20 protein-coding genes are annotated in these 19,784 nt (G+C 67.2%); 15 read left to right on the top strand and 5 right to left on the bottom strand.

Annotation, left to right across the window (positions count from 1 at the left end):
• The first annotated feature begins 84 nt into the window (after positions 1-84).
• From FVP33_RS12475 to FVP33_RS12440, 8 genes are all read left to right on the top strand, one after another.
• Positions 85-1,704, top strand: a complete 1,620-nt coding sequence (locus tag FVP33_RS12475; RefSeq protein ID WP_147783983.1) for a putative B6 ABC transporter ATP-binding protein — start codon at positions 85-87, stop codon at positions 1,702-1,704.
• Positions 1,691-2,887, top strand: coding sequence for a putative B6 ABC transporter permease subunit 2 (locus FVP33_RS12470; RefSeq protein ID WP_147783982.1), 1,197 nt, complete (start codon positions 1,691-1,693; stop codon positions 2,885-2,887). The genes FVP33_RS12475 and FVP33_RS12470 overlap by 14 nt, the downstream gene beginning before the upstream one ends.
• Entirely contained in the window at positions 2,884-3,816 is a 933-nt protein-coding gene (locus FVP33_RS12465; protein ID WP_222706710.1) for an ABC transporter permease, read from the top strand. The genes FVP33_RS12470 and FVP33_RS12465 overlap by 4 nt, the downstream gene beginning before the upstream one ends.
• Positions 3,817-3,849: 33 nt before the next feature.
• Positions 3,850-5,007 carry a pyridoxal-phosphate-dependent aminotransferase family protein gene (locus tag FVP33_RS12460; RefSeq protein ID WP_147783981.1) on the top strand — a complete coding sequence of 386 codons (1,158 nt, stop codon included), beginning with the start codon at positions 3,850-3,852 and terminating at the stop codon, positions 5,005-5,007.
• A 60-nt stretch (positions 5,008-5,067) separates the two neighbouring features.
• Positions 5,068-5,823, top strand: a complete 756-nt coding sequence (locus tag FVP33_RS12455; protein WP_147783980.1) for an IclR family transcriptional regulator — start codon at positions 5,068-5,070, stop codon at positions 5,821-5,823.
• Between the two features lie 438 nt (positions 5,824-6,261).
• Complete coding sequence (locus FVP33_RS12450) at positions 6,262-6,834, top strand: NADPH-dependent F420 reductase (protein WP_147783979.1); 573 nt, start codon at positions 6,262-6,264, stop codon at positions 6,832-6,834.
• Between the two features lie 114 nt (positions 6,835-6,948).
• Complete coding sequence (locus FVP33_RS12445) at positions 6,949-7,599, top strand: alpha/beta hydrolase (protein WP_147783978.1); 651 nt, start codon at positions 6,949-6,951, stop codon at positions 7,597-7,599.
• A 234-nt stretch (positions 7,600-7,833) separates the two neighbouring features.
• The gene (locus FVP33_RS12440; RefSeq protein WP_147784154.1) at positions 7,834-8,763 is read left to right on the top strand and encodes an NADP-dependent oxidoreductase; all 930 of its coding nucleotides are present in this window, start codon (positions 7,834-7,836) and stop codon (positions 8,761-8,763) included.
• A 183-nt stretch (positions 8,764-8,946) separates the two neighbouring features.
• Here the strand turns inward: FVP33_RS12440 and FVP33_RS12435 are convergent, their stop codons facing one another.
• The 5 genes from FVP33_RS12435 to FVP33_RS12415 all read right to left on the bottom strand — a co-directional run bounded on the left by FVP33_RS12435 (position 8,947) and on the right by FVP33_RS12415 (position 12,316).
• Positions 8,947-9,387, bottom strand: a complete 441-nt coding sequence (locus FVP33_RS12435; protein WP_147783977.1) for an OsmC family peroxiredoxin — start codon at positions 9,385-9,387, stop codon at positions 8,947-8,949.
• Between the two features lie 52 nt (positions 9,388-9,439).
• Positions 9,440-9,886, bottom strand: a complete 447-nt coding sequence (locus tag FVP33_RS12430; protein ID WP_147783976.1) for a MarR family winged helix-turn-helix transcriptional regulator — start codon at positions 9,884-9,886, stop codon at positions 9,440-9,442.
• A 108-nt stretch (positions 9,887-9,994) separates the two neighbouring features.
• The gene (locus FVP33_RS12425; protein WP_187270696.1) at positions 9,995-10,501 is read right to left on the bottom strand and encodes a COG4315 family predicted lipoprotein; all 507 of its coding nucleotides are present in this window, start codon (positions 10,499-10,501) and stop codon (positions 9,995-9,997) included.
• Positions 10,502-10,614: 113 nt separating this feature from the next.
• Positions 10,615-11,415, bottom strand: coding sequence for an ABC transporter permease subunit (locus FVP33_RS12420; protein WP_147783974.1), 801 nt, complete (start codon positions 11,413-11,415; stop codon positions 10,615-10,617).
• Positions 11,405-12,316, bottom strand: a complete 912-nt coding sequence (locus tag FVP33_RS12415; protein WP_147783973.1) for an ABC transporter ATP-binding protein — start codon at positions 12,314-12,316, stop codon at positions 11,405-11,407. Before FVP33_RS12415 ends, FVP33_RS12420 begins: the two co-directional genes overlap by 11 nt.
• Before the next feature lie 178 nt (positions 12,317-12,494).
• Between FVP33_RS12415 and FVP33_RS12410 the strand changes: the two genes are divergently transcribed.
• The 7 genes from FVP33_RS12410 (at position 12,495) to FVP33_RS12380 (ending at position 19,518) form a co-directional block, all read left to right on the top strand.
• The gene (locus FVP33_RS12410; RefSeq protein WP_425460949.1) at positions 12,495-13,589 is read left to right on the top strand and encodes an ABC transporter ATP-binding protein; all 1,095 of its coding nucleotides are present in this window, start codon (positions 12,495-12,497) and stop codon (positions 13,587-13,589) included.
• 40 nt (positions 13,590-13,629) lie between these two features.
• The gene (locus tag FVP33_RS12405) at positions 13,630-14,832 is read left to right on the top strand and encodes an ABC transporter substrate-binding protein (protein ID WP_147783971.1); all 1,203 of its coding nucleotides are present in this window, start codon (positions 13,630-13,632) and stop codon (positions 14,830-14,832) included.
• Positions 14,811-15,716, top strand: a complete 906-nt coding sequence (locus FVP33_RS12400) for an ABC transporter permease (protein WP_246142318.1) — start codon at positions 14,811-14,813, stop codon at positions 15,714-15,716. Before FVP33_RS12405 ends, FVP33_RS12400 begins: the two co-directional genes overlap by 22 nt.
• Positions 15,716-16,528 (top strand): ABC transporter permease, encoded by an 813-nt coding sequence (locus FVP33_RS12395; RefSeq protein WP_147783970.1) that lies wholly within the window; start codon positions 15,716-15,718, stop codon positions 16,526-16,528. Before FVP33_RS12400 ends, FVP33_RS12395 begins: the two co-directional genes overlap by 1 nt.
• Before the next feature lie 110 nt (positions 16,529-16,638).
• Positions 16,639-17,703, top strand: a complete 1,065-nt coding sequence (locus FVP33_RS12390) for a LolA family protein (RefSeq protein ID WP_147783969.1) — start codon at positions 16,639-16,641, stop codon at positions 17,701-17,703.
• Positions 17,700-18,677 (top strand): ABC transporter ATP-binding protein, encoded by a 978-nt coding sequence (locus FVP33_RS12385; protein ID WP_147783968.1) that lies wholly within the window; start codon positions 17,700-17,702, stop codon positions 18,675-18,677. The genes FVP33_RS12390 and FVP33_RS12385 overlap by 4 nt, the downstream gene beginning before the upstream one ends.
• A complete protein-coding gene (locus FVP33_RS12380) occupies positions 18,667-19,518 on the top strand; it encodes an ABC transporter permease (protein ID WP_147783967.1) in 852 nt (283 codons plus the stop codon). The genes FVP33_RS12385 and FVP33_RS12380 overlap by 11 nt, the downstream gene beginning before the upstream one ends.
• Positions 19,519-19,784: the final 266 nt, after the last annotated feature.

Genomic DNA, 19,784 nt, shown 5'->3' with positions numbered 1-19,784 from the left:
GTAAACGGGGGGCCGGGCGGCCCAATCTCGAGCCGCCCGACCTCCCCTCTGCTCCATCAACACCTCGAAGGGCCCCCAACCGCGATGTCAGCATCCCCCACGCTCGCCCCAGCGGCCGGAGTCATCTCTCTCAGCGGCATCACCAAGGCATTTCCGGGCGTGATCGCCAACGACGACATCTCGCTCGACATCCTCAACGGCCAGGTGCACTGCCTCCTCGGCGAGAACGGGGCGGGCAAGTCGACGCTCATCAGCATCCTGGCGGGCATGCAGTTTCCCGACTCCGGGTCGATCGCGATCGACGGCGTGCCCGTCACGATCGGCTCGCCCAAGGCGGCGATGAAGTTCGGCATCGGCGTTGTGCACCAGCACTCCACGCTCGTGCCGTCTCTCACGGTGCTCGAGAATCTGATGCTCGGCGAGGGCGGCCTGATGCTCAAAGAGAAGCGGGCGGCCTCGCGGCTCGAAGAACTCTCGGGCCTGCTCGGCGCCTCGATCGACCCGAACATCCTCGCCAGCGACCTTGCCCTCGGGCAGCAACAGCAGGTCGAGATCGCCAAGGCGATGTGGACGGGCTCGCGGCTCCTGATTCTCGACGAACCCACCTCGATGCTCACGCCGTCGGCCATCGAGAGCCTGGGCGAGAGCATGAGCCGCCTCAAGGCAGAGGGCCTCGGCATCGTCTTCATCACGCACAAACTGCGCGAGGCCTACACGATGGGCGATTGCGTGACGGTGCTCCGCGGAGGGCGCAAGGTGGGCGAGCTCACTCCCGAGCGCATGAAGAGCCTCACCGAAGCCGAGGCGCAGGCAGAGATTCTTCGCGCGATGTTCGGCGATGACCTCGCGGCGGCCGGCAGCATCGAGTCTGCGGCCGAACTCGCGGGCGCCACCGAGGCCGCCCCCGAGGCCTCGCGGGTCGACGTCACGGGCAGACCGGTGCGTCTGCAGGTAGCCGGCGTCACCAGTGTCGGCAAGTCGATGGATGTCTCGGTCACCGACATCTCCTTCTCCATTCACGAGGGCGAGATCTTCGGTATCGCGGGAATCGACGGCCACGGCCAGGCGGGTCTCGCCGAGGTGCTCTCCGGCCAGCGCGCGATCGCCAGCGGCACCATCTCACTCGAGGGAGCAGACATCACGCGGCTCGGGGTGCGTTCCCGCCAGGAGAAGGGCGTGCGCTATGTCACGGACGACCGCCTGCACGAGGGAACCGTCGGCAACCTCAGCGTGGCCATCAACCTCCTGCTCAAGCGCATCGGCATGGCGCCGTTCTGGCGCTTCGGCCAGATCAACAAGACGGCGGTGAACGACGAGGCGAAGCGGCTCATCACGCAGTACACGATTCGAACTCCGTCGCCGAGTACGCGGGTGGGCACACTGTCTGGGGGCAACATCCAGAAGGTGCTGCTGGCTCGCGAACTGGGGCACGGAGCACGCGTCGTGGTGGTGAACAAGCCAACCTACGGGCTCGACCTCAAGTCGGTGCGGCTCGTGCACGACCTGCTGCGGGCATTCGCCGCAGACGGCGGATGCGTCGTGCTGATCTCCACCGAACTCGATGAACTGATCGAGCTCTCCGACCGCATCGGTGTGATCTCGAGGGGCAGCATCGTCGGCACGGTCCAGAACGACGGAGGGCCGGACGTCGCGGAGCGCGTCGGCCATTACATGATCGGAGGCAGGGCGCATGACAACGACTGACACCTCGACCGAGAGCCCCGACGGCATTACGACGGAGATCACCCCGCTCGAGGACGAGGCAGAACTGGTCACCAGTCGCTCGTCGTCGGGGCGGCGCGCCATCGATATCGTCGTGCGCTCAATCGTGCCGATCGTGCTCGCGCTCATCGTGGCGGCGCTCATCCTTCTCGCCCTGGGCAAGAACCCGCTCCAGTTCTACGGCGCGATCATCGAGAACGGGCTCGTCGGCCAGAACTGGGAGAACAGTCTCGTCATGATGACGCCGCTTCTGCTGGTGGCGATCGGCCTCATCGTGGTGTTCCGCGGCCAGCTGTGGAACCTCGGCTACGACGGGCAGTTTCTGCTCGGCGGTGTCGTCGTCGCCGGCCTCGCTCCGCAGCTCATCGCGGCCACGTCGCCCGGCATCGCCTACCTGGTGCTCACGCTCGCCGCGATCGCGGTCGCGGCGGCATGGACCATCATCCCGGCCTGGCTCAAGGCCTTCTTCGGAACGAACGAGATCATCACCACGATTGTCATGTCGACGATCGGCGTGGGCCTCACCAACATCCTGATCGAGTACGTCTTCCAGAACCCCGCTGTGCGCACCCCGCAGAGCCGGGCAATCGATCCCGGCGACATGCTGCCCTACATCCCGGGCACGCAGGTGCCGATCGGCCTCATCGTTGCGCTGCTCGTCGCCGTGATCTTCCAGTTCGTGCTCAGTCGCACGTCGTTCGGCCTTCGGCTCGATGTGTTCGGGTCGAGCGCGAAGGCGGCGCGCCATGTTGGCATCAATTCGCGCACGATGACAATCGTGCTCTTTCTCATCAGCGGCGGGTTGATCGGCTTGGCCGCATCGATGGACATCTTCGGTCAGTGGGGCTACATGCGCACCAACTGGAATCCGTCGTACGGCAATGCGATCATGCCCTTCGTGTTCCTCGCCAGGCTCAGCCCGGTGGGGGCGATCCCGTTCATCGCCTTCTACTCGGTCTTCGCGACCGGTGGCACGATCGCCGCCCAGGAGTCGGGAGTCTCCGTCGACTTCCTGCAGATCGTCGTCGCGCTGATCCTCGTGTTCATGACCGTCACCGAGTACGTCGGCACCAAGCGCGATCTCGGGCAGAGCTACCTCCCAGACGAGCTGAAGGATGCGATGAGAAAGCCCCTCAACGCCCTCACCGGAAGGATGCGCAAGTGACCGATCTGCTGACCCCGACTTTCATCGCGGCCTTCATCATCGCCTGCCTGGCGGGCACGGTGCCGCTCATGCTCGCGTCAATCGGCGAGACCGTCGGCGAGCAGTCCGGGGTGCTCAACCTCGGCATCGAGGGCATGATGCTCATGGGCGCCTATTTCGGCTACGTCGTCGCCCTCACCACGCACTCAACGTGGCTCGGGATGCTGGGCGGACTTCTTGCGGGCGCGATCACCTCGCTCGTGCTGCTGGTTCTCAACGTCTGGCTCGGGTTGAACCAGATTGTGCTCGGCATCGCGATCACCGCTGCCGGCGGCGGAATCACCACGGTGCTCTATGACCAGATCTATTCGAAGACGTCGCCCCGCATCCCGACCGACAACTGGAAGGTCCCGGGGCTCTCCGACATCCCGGTGGTGGGCCACTCGCTCTTCAGCCAGCCCGCGATGTTCTGGGTGTCGCTGCTGCTCGCGGTGATCATCGCGTGGTTCCTCGTGCGTACCAACTGGGGGCTGAGCATCCGTGCCGCCGGCCAGAAGCCGTCGTCGCTCGACGCGGCGGGAGGCAGCGTCATGCGCACGCGTTCCCAGGCGGTGTTGCTCGGCGGCATGCTCTCCGGCCTCGGCGGTGCCTATCTCTCGGTGCTCGCGACGAACGCGTTCACGCCGTTCATGACGAACGGGCTGGGCTATATCGCAATCGTCGTGACCATGCTGTCCCGCGGCAAGATCCTGCGGGTCGTCATCGTCTCGCTGCTCTACGGCCTCACGATCGCGGTCGGCACCGTGCTGCAGTTGACGAGCCTCGACGTGCCGACCGACCTCATCACCATGCTGCCGTACATAGTCGTCATGATCGTGCTGCTGATCTTCGGCCGCGACGTGAACAACTCTCCCGTGCTCGGCGCGCCATATACGCGCGGCGCTCGCTGACCGTCACCTCGTTCCCTCACAGAAAGGACCACCATGGTTCAGTTGGATTTCACCCTCTCCGCGGGCCCGACCGTCGCGACTCCGCGCACGCTCGCGGCCCTCGGTATGCCGATCACCTATCACTACGACCCGGACTTTCTCGAGGCGTTTCGGCGCACCGAGCGCAAGGTGGCCGAGCTGTTCCGCACGACCAACGACATTGTGCTCATGCAGGGCGAGGCCATCGTGGGTCTCGAGGGTGCTGCACGTTCGCTCGTGAGCCCAGGCATGCACGTGCTCAACCTCGTGCAGGGTGTGTTCGGGAAGGGAATGGGCTACTGGCTCACCGACTTCGGCGCCGTGCTGCACGAGATCGAGGTGGCCTACAACGAGGCCGTCGATCCAGCGGCTGTGGAGGAGTACCTCGACGCTCATCCTGAGATCGAGCTCGTCACGCTCGTGGCATCCGAGACCCCATCGGGCACCGTGACCGATGTCTCGCGCATCGGCCCGATCTGCCGCGCACGTGGTGTGCTCACCCTCGTCGACACCGTCTCTGGCGTGGGGGGAATGGAGTTTCTCACCGACGAATGGGGCTTGGACGTCTGCGTCGCGGGCGCCCAGAAGTGCCTCGGTGGCCCTCCCGGCGTCGCGCTGGTGACCGTGAGCGCGGGAGCCTGGCAGTCGATGCTCGCCAACGAACGCGCGCCGCGATCCTCCTACCTGTCTCTTATCGACTGGAAGACGAAATGGCTCGAGGGAGGTGTTTTTCCGTACACGCCGTCGGTCTCCGACATGCACGGCCTTGAGGCCTGCCTCGATCAGGTCCTGGAGGAGGGCGTGGACGCCTCCATCGCCCGCCACTTCGCGTCGGCGGACGTGGCGCGCGCGGGAGTGCGTGGAATGGGCCTCGAACTCTGGCCGGCAAGCGACGATATCGCCGCGTCGTGCGTGACGAGCGTGCGACTGCCCGATGCCGTCGACCACATTGAGGTTCGCACGCATGTTCGCGAACACTACGGCGTGATGCTTTCCAGCGGCCAAGGTGCCGGAAACCTCATTAGGATTGCTCACATGGGTCCTACCGCCAGCGGACTTCATCCCGTGGTCGGCATTGCCGCGCTCGGGCGGAGCCTGGTCGATCTCGGGCAGCCCGTGAACGTCGGCGACGGCGTCGAGGCGGCTCTCGCTGTGCTCAGCAATCAACAGTGAAGGGCAACGACGTGTTCCTTCGGGCTATGACGATGACCAAGACTCAGGGAGGTGCCGACGATGGCATCACAGCGAACTAAGGGAGTGGACAGTGCGCGCCGCGTGCTTGAGATCCTCCTCCAATTCAGCCAGAGCAAGCCAGAGTTGACCGTAGACGAGATCATCGAGGTGCACGGCATTTCATTGCCTAGCGCCTACCGCTATCTCTCCCTTCTGCGTGAGATGTACCTCATCGAAGAGCGTGGCAAGGGCTCCTACGTGCTCTCGCCGGAGATCCTGCAACTGGCCCAGGCCGCCGAACGTACGCTCGACTATCGCGTCGAGGCGCAGCCCGTGCTCGACCGTCTCTCGGCGTCGACGAACGAGACGGCGCTCTATCTTCGTCAGCTCAACGATGCTGCGGTATGTCTCGCGATCTCGGAGTCTGACCACGCCATCAACATCTCCTTTCAGCCGGGCCACGTCATGCCGCTCCACGCCGGAGCGGCTGCGAAGGTGCTGCTCGCCGGATTCTCCAAGACCCGCCGTGCGCAGTACCTCGACCGACTCGAGCCGGCGTTGGAGCCCGCTGCTCGCGAACGACTCGACGACGAGCTCACGGCGCTGCGCGGCTCACGTTTCGCCGTAAGTGAGGGTGAAGTCGACGAGGGCGTGTGGGCCTGTGCCGCGCCGGTCTACGCGCGTGGGCAGCTCATCGGGGCCGTCTCTGTCGTGGCGCCGGCATACCGCGTCGGCGAAGACGCGCGAGCGAGCATCGGTGCCTCCGTGCGCGCCACTGCGCAAGAACTCGAGGCCGTGCTCGCCGACGTCCACTGAACCTAAAAGGGAGCCCGCGGGAGCCTCGGGCTGGATCCGGTTCCCTGGGGTGAGAGCCGTCCTGACGCAGTCCAGATACCCCGGCTTCTAGTCGGCAAGGCCCCCGGGTTCCCGGGGGTTTTCTCGTTGAGGAGGCCGGACGAGATCAGCCGAGCATGACGTTCGGCATCCTCTGACCCGGGGCACGCGAGGCGAGGCAGGCGCCCCTCGAAGTGCGAGATCACGACAGGCGCGGGAGGCGGCCTGAGGGCTCGCGGAGAATTCGCTCGTGCGGCGGAGGGCGGGCCGGGTGCACTCGGCCCGTGCGCTCGAGGGTCTGCCATCGAGTCTCGGTCGTGACGAAGACTGTCACAATACTTGTAGATGCAACCAATTTGGGTTACATTAGTTGAACCGACAACTAAAGACCCGCGGGTCTCACAACAAGGGAGCAGTTACATGACGAACGTCACCATCTTCGGTACCGGCAACATGGGTACAGCCATTGCGAGCGTTCTGGCCGCCGGCGGTGCCTCGGTCGAGCACATCGGGTCAGAGGGCCAGGGCACCATCACGGGCGACATCGTCGTGCTTGCCGTCCCGTATCCGGCTCTCAACGTCATCGCCACTACCTACGCCGAGCAACTCGCCGGCAAGATCGTCGTCGACATCACCAACCCCGTCGACTTCTCGACCTTCGACTCCCTTGTCGTGCCGGTCGGCAGCTCCGCTGCCGCCGAACTCGCGAAGGTGCTGCCTTCATCGAAGGTGCTCAAGGCGTTCAACACGAACTTCGCCGCCACCCTCAGCTCGAAGAAGGTCGGCTCCGTCGACACGACCGTGCTCATCGCCGGCGACGACGAGACTGCCAAGCAGACACTCGCCGGGCTCGTGACGGCCGGAGGCGTCCGCGCCGTAGACGCGGGTTCACTCAAGCGCGCCCACGAGCTCGAGGCGCTCGGCTTCCTGCAGCTCGCCCTCGCCGCCGGCGAGAAGATCAGCTGGACGGGCGGCTTCGGGCTCATCAGCTGACCCGAGTCTCTTGACGCGGCGAGGGCGGGCCCCCTGTGGTGCCCGCCCGCCGTCGTGCCCGGTTTCCGCCTATTCCGTGTTGCCCGATATCTTCACCGAGGAGCCGATAGTCCGATGAACACCCTGCTGCGCGATGTGCGTTCTCCCGGATGGGCGGTCGACACCATCGCCGAACCAGCTGTCGTTGTCCTTCTGCACGGTTTCGGCTCCAACGAACATGACCTCACCGGCCTCGTTCCCGCGCTTGGGCTGGGCTTGCCGTGGGCATCCCTTCGCGCGCCCGTCGAACTCGGCAACGGCGGCGCCGCCTGGTTCTCGATCACGACGCCCGGAACCCCCGAGCCCCAGATGGTGGCCGAGGCGACCGAGGTGATCTGGGCATGGGTCGACGCGAACCTGGATGCCGCCACCAGGGTGGTGCCGATCGGGTTCTCGCAGGGTGGCCTGATGGCCAGCCAGCTTCTGCGAACGAGACCCGGGCGAGTACTGGCACCGGTCGTGCTCGGCGGATTCGTCCAGGGGGCAGCTCAGCCCGGAGATGCCACCCTCGCCGTGAGTCTCCCGCCCGTGTTCTGGGGGCGCGGTGCCGAGGATCGGGTCATCGGAGAACCCGCGATCGCCCGAACCAGTGCCTTCCTGCCGCACCACTCCACCCTCGTCGAGCGAGTGTACGCGGGTCTGCGGCATGGCATCGATGCGGCCGAGATCGACGACGTGAGAGCGTTTCTCTCGACCCATGTCGGAATCGGTGCGATCAGAGGCTGATGGGCTTCACCGTACCGTTCGAGAGGGGGGGGCGAGCTCCGCGCGGCAGCGCCTGGGCGATGCCACCTCACCATCGGCGCGAACCAGGTGAAGGGTCGTTCCCGAGGAGTTCACAAAGACCGCTCTGACGCGGTACCGTATTTGATCGGGCGTCACGGAACCGGTGACCGCTGATCGTGGACACTCCGTCACCGTCGACAGCCGGCGGCGTGATGAGGAGCTCAAGTGAACACGATGATGGCGTTGCGAGCGCACAGCCGCGGGGGTCCCGAGACACTGGTCTACGAGACGGCCCCGGTGCCCGTCGCCGCGGCGGGGGAGGTGCTCGTTGAGGTTCACGCGGCCGCCATCACCTTCACCGAGCTTGACTGGGATGAGACGTGGCGCTCGGAGGACGGCCGCGACCGGACGCCGATCATCCCCTCGCACGAGGTGTCTGGGGTGGTCGTCGGCCTCGGCGACGGGGTGGACCGCTTCGCGATCGGTGATGAGGTGTACGGCCGCATCGGCTTCAACCGAAACGGCGCCGCGGCCGAGTATGCCGCCGTGCCGGTGGCCGATCTCGCGCTCCGTCCGCTCTCGGTGAGTCACGTCGAGAGCGCCACGATTCCCCTTGCGGCGCTGACCGCCTGGCAGGCCCTCGCCGACCATGCCGAGCTGCGGCCCGGCGAACACGTCGTGGTTCTGGGAGGGGCCGGCGGCGTTGGGGCGTTCGCCGTGCAGCTCGCGAGACACTTCGGGGCCACGGTGAGTGCGACGGCGCGGGGCACCGACCTCGACTTCGTGCTCGGCCTCGGGGCCGACGTCGTGCTCGACTACCTGAACGCGAACGAGAACAATCTGCTCGATCCGGCCGACGTGCTGATCGACGCCGTCGGGGGACCGGCTCGAGAACGGGCCATCCGGTTGGTGCGCCCGGGCGGCCGCTTCGTCACCTTCAGCCAGCCCGTGGATGACGCCCTCACGGGGGGTCGTGACCTGCGGACCTACTTCTTCATCGTCGAAGCCAACGAGCCCGAACTGGCCACGATCGCATCGCTCGTCGATTCGGGCGAGCTTCGGCCGACGGTGGCGAGGGTCTATCCCCTCTCGGAGGGGCGCGCGGCGTACGCGGAGGGCGCCCGGCTGCACGGGCCGGGAAAGACAGTTCTTCGGGTGCGTTAGCGCCGGAGGGCGCCCGGCTGAATCGACCGTGACGACGAACTCCTCGTCGGCCAGCAGACGGATGCGGCGCCGTCAGGATCGCGTCCGCGACCAGTTCCGTTCCCGCGGCCGCACCGTGTACTGAATCGGCGTCGTCCGGTGGCGGCCCGGGCCCCCGAGGAACGAGCGCCCGGGCCGGTCGAGCTAGCTTTCCAGCTGCGCATCCAGGGTGATCTCGACTCCGGTGAGCGCCTTGCTCACGGGGCAGGTGGCCTTGGCCTCGGCCGCGGCGGCGAGGAAGGTCGCGCTATCGATGCCGGTCACCTCTCCGCGAACGGTCAGGTGGATGCCGGAGAGGTGGAAGCCACCGGCCGGGTCCGCTCCCAGACTCACGTCGGCCTTCACGTCGAGGGCCTCCACGGTGCCGCCGGCCGCGCCGAGAACGGCGGAGAACTGCATGGCATAGCACGCCGAGTGGGCGGCGGCGAGAAGCTCTTCGGGGCTGGTGAAGCCGTTGGCGGACTCGGCGGCGCGCTTCGGGAACGACACGTCATAGGTGCCGAGCTTCGAGCTGGAGAGTTCGACCTGACCCCCACCGGTCTCGAAGCTGCCGTTCCAGGCGGTGCGTGCGGTGCGAGTGGGCATGGTGTGCTTCTTTCTGTCGGGCCGGCAGTGCGGCCGTGGTGGGAAGGGTGAGTCAGTGGGAGGCGCGCACGTGATCGGCGACAGCGGTCACCTGTGTCACGAGGGCCTTCAGTTCGTCGAGCCGCAGTCCCGTCGCAGCACAGACCTGCTCGGGGATTCGAGCCGCCAGGTGGCGGAGTGCATTGCCCGCGTCGGTCAGCGAGACCTCAACGCTCCGCTCGTCATGCGGGAGGCGATTCCGGGCAATCAGTCCGGCCTTCTCGAGCCGTCGAAGCAAGGGGGAGAGGGTGCCGGAGTCGAGGTGCAGCCGATCCCCGAGCCCGGATACCGACATCGGGCCGCTCTCCCAGAGCACAAGGAGCGCGAGGTATTGCGGGTAGGTGACACCGAGGGGGTCGAGCAACTCCCGATAGCGCGCGGTGAGGGCGTGGGAGGCGTTGTAGAGCGCGAAACAGACCTGCCCGTCGAGGGCGAGGATGCTGTCCTGGGTCGCGGTCATGAGTACGACACTAACACGTTGTACACAACTAAAATGTGCACAATGTAACTACGCCGGCGCCATTTTCGCGGCTCTGCCCGGCTTCGCGCCGGGCTGCGAACGGGCCGATCAATACCCCGACTTGGCAGACTTGATCTCGTCACCGCTCGGAGACACGACGTACCAAATGCCGCCCACGCCCTGTCCGTTGATGTCGCCGGGGGCCTTGTCCTGAGCGAAGGTGTAGATCGGTCGCCCGTTCACGGTGACCTGCTTGCCCCCCTCGACGCCGGTGATGGTCCCGATCTTTCCGGTGATGCCGCTGACCTGCGGCGTGGCCGACTTCGAGGTGATCGCGGGCCACAGCGAGGCGCACTGTCCGGTGCAGGCGCTCGACCCGGAGTTGGGAGTGTCCTTGTCGAAGACGTAGGCCGTCAGGCCCGTGCCGTCCACGATGACCTTGCCGAGGGTGGTCGTGCCGACGGCGATATCGGCGCTTGCCGTGGCCGGCGCCGGTGACGAGGACGACTGTGCGGATCCGTAGGCGCCGGATGACGTTCCGGACGATGCGCACCCGGCCAGGGCCAGCGCCACCAGCGCCGCGCCGAGGAGGCTGGAAGTGGTTGTTGTCTTCACGATGAGTCCCTTCTGGAATGGGGTGCGTCACGCAAGAACGCAATCGCATCGGCGGAAGTTGGCCGCTACCGATACGACGAGACTCACGCCCTCCCGGTTCAGCGGTCGACGCGTCAGGCGGCGATATCCCGGCGACGAAAGCCGACCACCGCGAGCGCGACGAGCACGGCGGTGGTCGTGACCGAGACGAGAACACTCGGCAGATCAACCCCCTCGCGCAGAGGATCACCGCCGATGTACTGGTAGAACGGCGACAGTTTCTGCAGAGGTTCGAGCCAGTCGACGAGTGGGGCAAGGGCGTTCACGGCGTAGGCGACCACAGCGAGAGCGGCCGGGATTCCCCGGCTGAGCCCCGCCCACCCCGTCCAGCCCGATAGCGCGAGGGCCAGGCTCCCGAACACCACTCCGAGCATGGCCAGATGCAGCATGGCGGCGGCAACATTGCCCACGGGCAGGTCCATGCCGGTGATTTGACCTTCGGCCACGAGCGCGGTGCCGGTGACCGCCGCGAGAAGGAAGGTGCCGACCGCCATGGCGGCGAACTTGTCGAGCACGACACGGCTTCGGCGAATCGGATTGGCGAGCAAAAGGTCCATCGTGTGGTGTTCTTCTTCGCCGCCGATGGCGGCAACGGCGGCGCCGATCGCGTAGAGCAACACCACCGCCGGTCCGAGGAACGACATCAACTCCACTTGGAGGTAGCCGACGGGAGTCGACATGTCCGCCCCCGACGACGCGAAGAGCGAGCGGATGGCCTCCGGCATCTGGTCCAGGAAATCACCCACCGACGGCTGGTCTCGCACGCTCGGCCAGATCGCGACGTACATCCCCACGATGAGCACGAGGGACACCGACCACCAGGCGAGGCTGCGGCGCTGGTCGCGAAGAGTCTTGGCGAAGACGCTACGAAGCATCGGTCGCCTCCCGCGCGTAGTAGCTCATGAAGGACTCGTCGAGGTCGGCCTCCGCGCACTCGAAGTCCTCCACCGAGTGTTCGGCCACCCGCTTCAGTAGCCCGTCGAGCGCCCACTGGGGGGCGCTGCACTGCAGGGTGCGGTCCGTCACCACGAGACCCTGAAGGCCTGGCAACGCGGAAAACCGGTCGACTGGCACCGGGTCGACGAAGCTCGCGCGCACCCGGTGCAGCGACTTCGCGCGCAGTTCATCGAGTCTCTCCACGGCGATCAGTTGCCCGAGTCGGATCACTCCGATCCTGTCAGCCACACGCTGGACCTCCCCGAGCACGTGCGAGGAGAAGAGCACGGATCCACCTCGTTCGGTGTGGCTCCGCAGCATGGCGTGGAACGCCTGCTGCACGAGCGGATCGAGGCCGCTCGTCGGCTCGTCGAGGATGAGCAGACGGGGCTCCGACATGAGTGCGAGAACGATGCTGAGCTTCTGCCGATTGCCCCGGGAGAGTGCGCCGGCGGGGCGGTCGAGGTCAAGATCGAGGTCCGCCGCGAGGACGGCACCCCTGGCGTCGTCCTCGCGGTGCCGCAGATGGGCGAAATAGTCGATGTGCTGCCGGCCCGTGAGACGGCGGTAGAGCGCGGACTCTCCCGGAACGTACCCGACCAGGCGGTGCACCGCGACCGATTCCCGCCAGCTGTCGAGCCCGAACACGCGCGCCGTGCCGGAACTCGGTCGAAGCATCCCCAGCAGGATCCGGATGGTTGTGGTCTTTCCCGCGCCGTTCGGACCCAGGTAGCCGAACACCTCGCCCGGCTCGATGGTCAGACTCACGCCCTCGAGAGCCACGCTCGTACCGAACCGCTTTCGCAGGCCGGACAGGCGCACCGGCAAGTCCTCGTCCATGGCCTGAGGGTAGTCAGCCGGCGGGAGACGGGCAGGGGCTTTGGACCCGACTCTCGCCACCACTGGCGTCCCGTGCCGCCACCGCGGGCGCGTGGCCCTCGATCGATTGACTTGTTCTCGTCTCGTGTGATTCCATGACTCAAAGCGTTTCCCGTGGGGCAAGCACTAAGAGGCAGTGGTGAGTGATTCGCGGATAGCCAAGGCGACCGTCGACGAGTTCGAGCACGCGGATCGGGCGACGAATTCCGCCGCTGTTCCGCAGGTGTCGCTGCGTGCGCTTCGCAAGACCTTCGGCGCGGTCACGGCGGTCGACGGCATCGACCTCGACATCGCGGATGGCGAGTTCTTCGCCATGCTCGGCCCATCCGGCTCGGGCAAGACGACGGTCTTGCGGATGATCGCCGGCTTCGAGCAGCCGACCTCCGGGTCCGTCTTCCTGGGCGGCGTCGATGCTACGACGCTCCCGCCGTTCCGTCGAGACGTGAACACGGTCTTCCAGGACTACGCGCTCTTTCCGCACATGACCGTCGCCCAGAACGTGGAGTACGGGCTGCTCGTGCACCGGGTGCCCAGGGCGGAGCGGGCCCGCCGCGTGGGGGAGGCCCTCGACATGGTGCGGCTCGGCGAGCACGGAAGGCGCAAGCCGACGCAACTGTCCGGTGGCCAGCGCCAGCGGGTCGCCCTCGCCAGGGCCCTGGTCAACCGGCCCCGGGTGCTGCTGCTCGATGAGCCGCTCGGCGCGCTCGACCTCAAGCTCCGCGAGCAGATGCAGCTCGAACTCAAGGCGATCCAGCGCGAGGTGGGAATCACATTCCTCTTCGTTACCCACGACCAGGATGAGGCCCTCACCCTCTGCGACCGCCTCGCCGTGTTCAACAACGGCCGCATCGAACAGGTCGGTCGGGCCGAAGAGGTCTACGAGAACCCGGCCACCCAGTTCGTCGCCGGGTTCGTCGGCTCGTCGAACGTGATCAGCGGGGCGGCGGCCCGCGCGATCGTCGGCCGAGACGGCGCCTTCGCCGTGCGCCCGGAGAAGATCGCCGTCGCCCCGAGCGGCTCGGCCACGGCCCCCGGCTCGCTCACCGTCGCGGGAGTCGTTCAGGACGTCGTCTACGCGGGGTCCACCACCCGCATCGTCGTCGCCGGCCCGGAGGGGCTCATCCTCACCGCGACGGTCCTCAACGCGCACAGCCCGGACGGCGGGGTCGTACGTCGCGGCGACCCGATCGGACTGACCTGGCACGAGAGCGCCATGCGGAGCATCACCGTCTGAATCCCCGACCCACCACAGCACGACCCGAGAGAGGTGCCCCATGAAGAGAAGATTTCTGGCGCTGAGTGCAGGCGCCGTAGCGCTGACGACCGCCATGCTGTTCACCGGTTGTTCGACGTCTACGCCGAGCACGAGTTCGCAGGGTGCGCCGCCGCCCAAGGTCGCCATGCTGCAAAAACTTGGCGCCGGCGAGGGACAGCTCAATCTCGTCGCCTGGGCGGGGTATGCCGAAGACGGGTCGAACGACCCGACTGTGGACTGGGTGCACCCGTTCGAGCAGCAGAGCGGCTGCAAGGTCAACACGACCATCGGCGACACCTCGGATGCCATGGTTCAGCTCATGCGCACCGGACAGTACGACGGAGTGTCCGCCTCCGGCGACGCCACGCTCCGGCTCGTCTACGCGGGCGATGTCGCCCCGGTGAACACGAAGCTCGTGCCCAACTACGCGACGATCTCACCGTTCCTGAAGGACAAGTCGTGGAACTCGGTGAACAAGCAGATGTACGGCATCCCGCACGGCTGGGGGGCCAATCTCCTGATGTACAACCCGAGCGTCGTGACCCCGGCCCCCGACTCCTGGTCGGTCGTCTTCGACAAGTCCAGCGCCTACAAGGGCAAGGTCACCGCCTACGACTCCCCGATCTACATCGCGGATGCCGCGCTGTACCTGATGACGAAGGACCCGTCCCTCGGCATCAAGGACCCGTACTCCCTCACCCAGAAGCAGCTCGACGCCGCCGTTAAAGTGCTGACGGAGCAGGCCGGCAACGTCGGCGAGTACTGGGCCGACTACACCAAGGAGGTGCAGGCCTTCGAGTCCGGCACCTCGGTGGTCGGCACGACGTGGCAGGTGATCGCCAACCTGGTCAACTCCGACGCGAAGGTCAAGGTGGACACGGTCGTGCCCAAGGAGGGCGCCACCGGCTGGTCGGACACGTGGATGGTGTCGGCCAAGGCCAAGCACCCCAACTGCATGTATAAGTGGATGGACTACATCACGAGCGCGAAGGCCAATGCCCAGGTCGCCGAGTGGTTCGGCGAGGCGCCCGCGCAGACCCTCGCCTGCAAGCAGACCTCGGACCCCGCGTTCTGCACCACCTTCCACGCGCTCGACTCGGCCTACGCGTCGAAGATCCACTACTGGACCACCCCGCAGAAGCAGTGCGTGGACGGCAGCGGCAAGAGCGACTGCACGACCTACGCCCAGTGGGTTGACGCGTGGCAGAAGATCAAGGGCTAGCGGTGGCGCGGCCGGTCGCCCCTCGCGACCGGCGCGGCGCCCTCACGGCGTTCTTCGCCACCAGGCCGAAGACCAGACTGGTGCTCCTGTTGGGCGCGCCGATGCTCTGGCTGGTCGTCATGTACCTCGGCTCGATCGCGGTCATGCTGCTCTCGGCGTTCTGGAGCGTGGACGGGTTCACCGGCAAGGTCGTGCAGTCGTACTCGCTCGCGAACTTCGCCGAGCTCTTCACCAATCCGCTCTACGGCACGGTCGCCCTGCGCACACTGCTCATCGCGGTCGGCGTCACCGTGATCGACGCCGTGATCGCGCTGCCCCTCGCGCTCTACATGGCGAAGGTCGCCTCGCCTCGGGTGCGCATCATCCTCGTGGTTGCCGTCACGACGCCGCTCTGGGCGAGCTATCTCGTGAAGGCCTACGCGTGGCGGGTTCTGCTCGCCCCCAATGGACCCATCGACTGGGTGAGCGGCGGAAACTCGCCGGGGTACGGCCTCCCCGCGACCGTGATCACCCTCGCCTACCTCTGGCTGCCGTACATGATCATCCCGGTGTTCGCCGGGTTCGACCGGGTGTCAGACTCGCTGTTCGAGGCGAGCTTCGATCTCGGCGCCGGGGCCTGGCGCACCCTCCGATCGGTGGCGCTGCCGCTCGTCTTCCCCGCGATCGCGGCAGGTTCGATCTTCACCTTCTCGCTCACGCTCGGTGACTACATCGCGGTCGGGATCGTCGGCGGCAAGACCCAGATGATCGCCAACGTGATCTACGGCCAGCTCGTCACGGCCAACGACCAGCCCCTGGCGGCGGCGCTCTCCCTCATCCCGCTCGCCGCCATCGTGCTCTACCTGCTGGCCATGAGGCGCACCGGCGCGCTGGAGAACGTCTGATGAGACTCCCCGCCGGCCTTCGCCGCAGCCTCGTCGTCTTCATGGTGATCGGGCTGGCGATCCTCTACCTGCCGCTCCTGCTCATCGTGCTGAACTCGTTCAACTCGTCTCGCACGTTCGGGTTTCCGCCCTCCGGCCTCACCCTCGAGTGGTGGCAGAAGGCTGCGGGCAGCTCCGGAGCGCTCGCCGCCCTCGGCACATCGGTGTTCGCCGGCCTGTTCGCCACGGGAATCGCCCTCATCCTTGGCACGATGGCGGCGTTCGCGGTGCAGCGCTACCGCTTCTTCGGGCGTTCGACGATCAGCTTCCTCGTGGTGCTGCCGATCACCCTTCCCGGCATCGTTACCGGCATCGCCCTCAATGCCACCTTCACCTCGGTGCTCGGCCCGTTCGGGGTCGGCCTCGGCATCGCCACGGTGATCATCGGGCACGCCACCTTCTGTATCGTGATCGTGTTCAACAACGTGCAGGCGCGGCTCCGCCGGATGGGGACCGCCCTCGAGGAGGCCTCGGCCGACCTCGGCGCCACCGGCTGGCAGACCTTCTGGCGGGTGACCATCCCCGGGGTTCGCGGGGCGCTCATCGCCGGGGCTCTGCTCGCCTTCGCCCTGAGCTTCGACGAAATCGTGGTCACGACTTTCACGGCCGGGCCCCAGGTGCAGACCCTTCCGCTGTGGATCTTCGGCAACCTGTTCCGACCCAACCAGGCGCCCGTCGTGAACGTGGTCGCGGCGGTGCTCACCATCGTGGCGATCGTCCCGGTCTGGCTTGCGCAGCGCCTGTCGGGCGACTCGGTGAGCAGCCGGATCTAGTGGCTGGGATGCCGTGGATAGCGGGCCCTTCTGCCCAGCAAATTGTGAGCAACCGGGTGTAATTTCGGCACTACGCGTGGCCGTCGTGCCGCGCCGAAAGGGTGTCTGTCATGAATCGGGCCTGGAAGAGATGGGTTCCCGCCGGCGTCGTCGTCGCCGTGATCGCCTCCGCGGCGATCGCCGTTCCTCTCACCGCGAGCGCCGCCGTCGATCTCCCGACGAAGACGCCGCAACAGGTGCTCGCGCTCGTCGCCCGGAGCCACGTCGGCTCGCTCTCCGGCACGATCGAGCAGACCTCCAATCTCGGACTGCCGCAGCTGCCGACGACCGGAACCGGATCGGACTCGGCCGCGTCATCCGCCCTCGGCCTCCTGTCGAGTTCATACACCGCGCGGGTCTATCTCGATGGGCCGACCAAGGCTCGGGCGCAGGTGATGGACAAGCTCGCGGAGCGTGACGTGATCCGCAACGGCAGCGACGTCTGGCTGTACAGCTCCCGCGACAACACCGCGATCCACTCCACGCTTCCGGCGCGGACCAACAAGCGACCGGGAGCCACGACCGGTGAGGTGAAGACGCCCGGCGAACTGGCCACGAAGCTGCTCGCCGCGGTGGACTCGACGACCACGGTCAGCGTGGGCAACGACACCCGTGTCGCCGGCCGCACGGCATACGATCTCGTGCTCACGCCGCGCGCGACCGGAACCCTCGTCGGCTCCGTGTCCATCGCAGTCGACTCCGAGACCGGACTCCCGCTGAGCGTCCAGCTCGCCGCGCGCGGGCAGAAGGACCCGGCGTTCAGCGTCGCGTTCTCGTCCCTCACCCTAGCGGCGCCATCCGCCGACGTGTTCTCCTTCACGCCGCCCGTCGGCGCGAAGGTGAAGGAACAGGCGATGCCGAGCCACCAGGGCGCGATGAAGCCGCTCAGGCCGGAGACGGATGCGGTCAAGCCCAGCATGATCGGCAGCGGCTGGGATGCGGTGCTCTCGATGCCGGCCGGCGCCGAGACCGCGAAGCTCACCAGTTCGCCCCTGTTCGGCAAGCTCACCACCACGGTGGCCGGCGGGCACCTCTTCCACACCGCCCTGGTCAACGTGCTCGTCACGAACGACGGGCGCGTGTTCGCCGGCTCCGTTCCGGTCGAGCGTCTCCAGGCCGTGGCCTCGGCCCCGTGACGGGCGATGCCGCCTCCGGCGAACCGGCGATCGAAACGCACGGGCTGACCAAGCGTTTCGGAAGCTATGCGGCGGTGAACGGCATCGACTTGACAGTGCCTCGCGGCGCGGTGTTCGGCTTCCTCGGCCCCAACGGGTCCGGCAAGACCACGACCATCCGGATGCTGCTGGGCCTCGCCGTGCCCACGAGCGGCACCGTGCGCCTGCTCGGCCACGATATGTCTGGTGACCTGCGCGACGTGCTGCCGCGGGTCGGCGCACTGGTGGAGGGACCGGGCTTCTATCCGTACCTCTCGGGCGCGGCCAACCTGAACCGGCTGGACACCGCCGACCGCTACGCGCCCTCTGCCACCCGGCGCGCCAGGGTCGACAGCGCACTCGAACGGGTGGGGCTCGGCCACGCCGCGCGCAAGAAGGTTCACGCGTACTCCCTCGGCATGAAGCAGCGGCTGGGAATCGCGAACGCCCTGCTCACCCCGCGCGAGCTCCTCGTGCTCGACGAACCGACGAACGGGCTCGACCCGCAGGGCACACGCGAGGTTCGCAGCCTCGTGCGTTCTCTCGCCGCCGAGGGCACCACCGTCTTCGTCTCGAGCCATCTGCTCGCCGAGATCGAGCAGATCTGCACCCACGCGGCGGTGATGAGCGTGGGCAACCTGGTGGCCCAGGGCACGCTCGACGAGCTTCGACGCGTGGGCCAGCCGCAGGTGCGCGTGCTCACACCGGACCCGGATGCTGCAGCGCGAGTGTTCGAGCGCCTCGGGCTGTCGCCGGCCAGCGTGGACGATTCCGACGGGACGGCCGCCGCGGCGACGGTCACCGCGCCGCTGAACGACGAGCTGACCGATCCCGATTCGATCGTCGCGGCCCTCGTGTCGGACGGCGTGCGGGTCCGCGGATTCTCGATCGAGCGGGCGAGCCTCGAAGACCGCTTCGTGGCACTCACCGGTGAGGGGTTCGACATTGCCCAGTAGCCAACTCCTGCGCAGCCGGCCCGCGGTCGGCTGGGCGCTGCTCGCCTCCGAACTCTCTGTGCTGTTTCGTCGGCGTCGCACCTGGGCGATGCTGCTGGCCCTCGCGGCGGTGCCGATCCTCATCGCGCTCGCCGTGCGCCTCTCCTCGGCCACACCGCCGCCCGGCCGCGGGCCGGCCTTCCTCGACCAGATCACCCAGAACGGACTGTTCGTGGGGGCCGTCGGGCTCATCGTCTGCGTGCCGCTCTTCCTGCCACTCACCGTCGGCGTCGTCGCCGGCGACACGATCGCGGGCGAGGCGAGCGCCGGTACCCTGCGCTACCTGCTCGTGGCGCCCGCCGGACGCGTCCGGCTTCTGCTCGTGAAGTTCGCCGCGGCGGTGGTGTTCTGCGTCGCCGCCACGCTCGCCGTCGCCGTGGCCGGCGCGGCCATCGGAATCGCCCTCTTCCCGGTCGGCCCGGTGACCCTGCTGTCCGGCGACACCATCAGTGTCGGCGAATCCCTGCTCCGCTCACTGCTGGTCGCGGCCTACATCTCGGTCTCGCTGATCGGGCTCTCCGCGATCGGGCTCTTCATCTCCACCCTCACCGACGTGCCGGTCGGGGCGATGGCCTCCACCATCGTGCTCGCCGTCGTGTCGCAGGTACTCGACTCGCTGCCGCAACTGGACTGGCTGCATCCGTGGCTCTTCAGCCACTACTGGCTGGGCTTCGGCGACCTTCTGCGCCAGCCGATCTCGTGGGACTCCTTCGGCAACAACGCCATCCTGCAGGCCGCCTACGTGCTCGTCTTCGCGGCCCTCGCCTACGGCCGGTTCAGCAGCAAGGACATCCTGTCCTGAGCGGCGCCGCCTCGCGGGGGATCGGGGCCGGCGCGGCGGTCCGCCTTGCCCGGGATGGCGTTGTGCAGGACGGTGCCGGCGTCCACGGGTGCCCGCCCCGCAGACTCCAGTTGTGCAGGACGGGTTGTGCAGGACGGCTCGACGGGTTGTGCAGGACGCCTCGGGCGGATGGCGAGGACGAAAGGTGCAGAATCGACGGAAACGTCCTGCAGACCAGGACCGTTCGGGTTGCCACACCCCTGCCGTGTCCTGCACAAGCTGTCCTG

Origin of the sequence: Lacisediminihabitans profunda, assembly GCF_008040105.1 — a bacterium.
GTDB lineage: Bacteria > Actinomycetota > Actinomycetes > Actinomycetales > Microbacteriaceae > Lacisediminihabitans > Lacisediminihabitans profunda.
The sequence above is the reverse complement of the archived record's forward strand: the minus strand, read 5'-3'. Positions and strand labels throughout refer to the sequence as shown.

Bases quoted from the DNA above. Each gene is read 5' to 3' on its own strand.
- FVP33_RS12420 (WP_147783974.1), bottom strand. From the start codon at position 11,415: ATGCTTCGTAGCGTCTTCGCCAAGACTCTTCGCGACCAGCGCCGCAGC.
- FVP33_RS12470 (WP_147783982.1), top strand. From the start codon at position 1,691: ATGACAACGACTGACACCTCGACCGAGAGCCCCGACGGCATTACGACG.
- FVP33_RS12435 (WP_147783977.1), bottom strand. From the start codon at position 9,387: ATGCCCACTCGCACCGCACGCACCGCCTGGAACGGCAGCTTCGAGACC.
- FVP33_RS12430 (WP_147783976.1), bottom strand. From the start codon at position 9,886: ATGACCGCGACCCAGGACAGCATCCTCGCCCTCGACGGGCAGGTCTGT.
- FVP33_RS12455 (WP_147783980.1), top strand. From the start codon at position 5,068: ATGGCATCACAGCGAACTAAGGGAGTGGACAGTGCGCGCCGCGTGCTT.
- FVP33_RS12445 (WP_147783978.1), top strand. From the start codon at position 6,949: ATGAACACCCTGCTGCGCGATGTGCGTTCTCCCGGATGGGCGGTCGAC.
- FVP33_RS12415 (WP_147783973.1), bottom strand. From the start codon at position 12,316: ATGGACGAGGACTTGCCGGTGCGCCTGTCCGGCCTGCGAAAGCGGTTC.
- FVP33_RS12475 (WP_147783983.1), top strand. From the start codon at position 85: ATGTCAGCATCCCCCACGCTCGCCCCAGCGGCCGGAGTCATCTCTCTC.
- FVP33_RS12390 (WP_147783969.1), top strand. From the start codon at position 16,639: ATGAATCGGGCCTGGAAGAGATGGGTTCCCGCCGGCGTCGTCGTCGCC.
- FVP33_RS12460 (WP_147783981.1), top strand. From the start codon at position 3,850: ATGGTTCAGTTGGATTTCACCCTCTCCGCGGGCCCGACCGTCGCGACT.
- FVP33_RS12395 (WP_147783970.1), top strand. From the start codon at position 15,716: ATGAGACTCCCCGCCGGCCTTCGCCGCAGCCTCGTCGTCTTCATGGTG.
- FVP33_RS12440 (WP_147784154.1), top strand. From the start codon at position 7,834: ATGATGGCGTTGCGAGCGCACAGCCGCGGGGGTCCCGAGACACTGGTC.
- FVP33_RS12450 (WP_147783979.1), top strand. From the start codon at position 6,262: ATGACGAACGTCACCATCTTCGGTACCGGCAACATGGGTACAGCCATT.
- FVP33_RS12405 (WP_147783971.1), top strand. From the start codon at position 13,630: ATGAAGAGAAGATTTCTGGCGCTGAGTGCAGGCGCCGTAGCGCTGACG.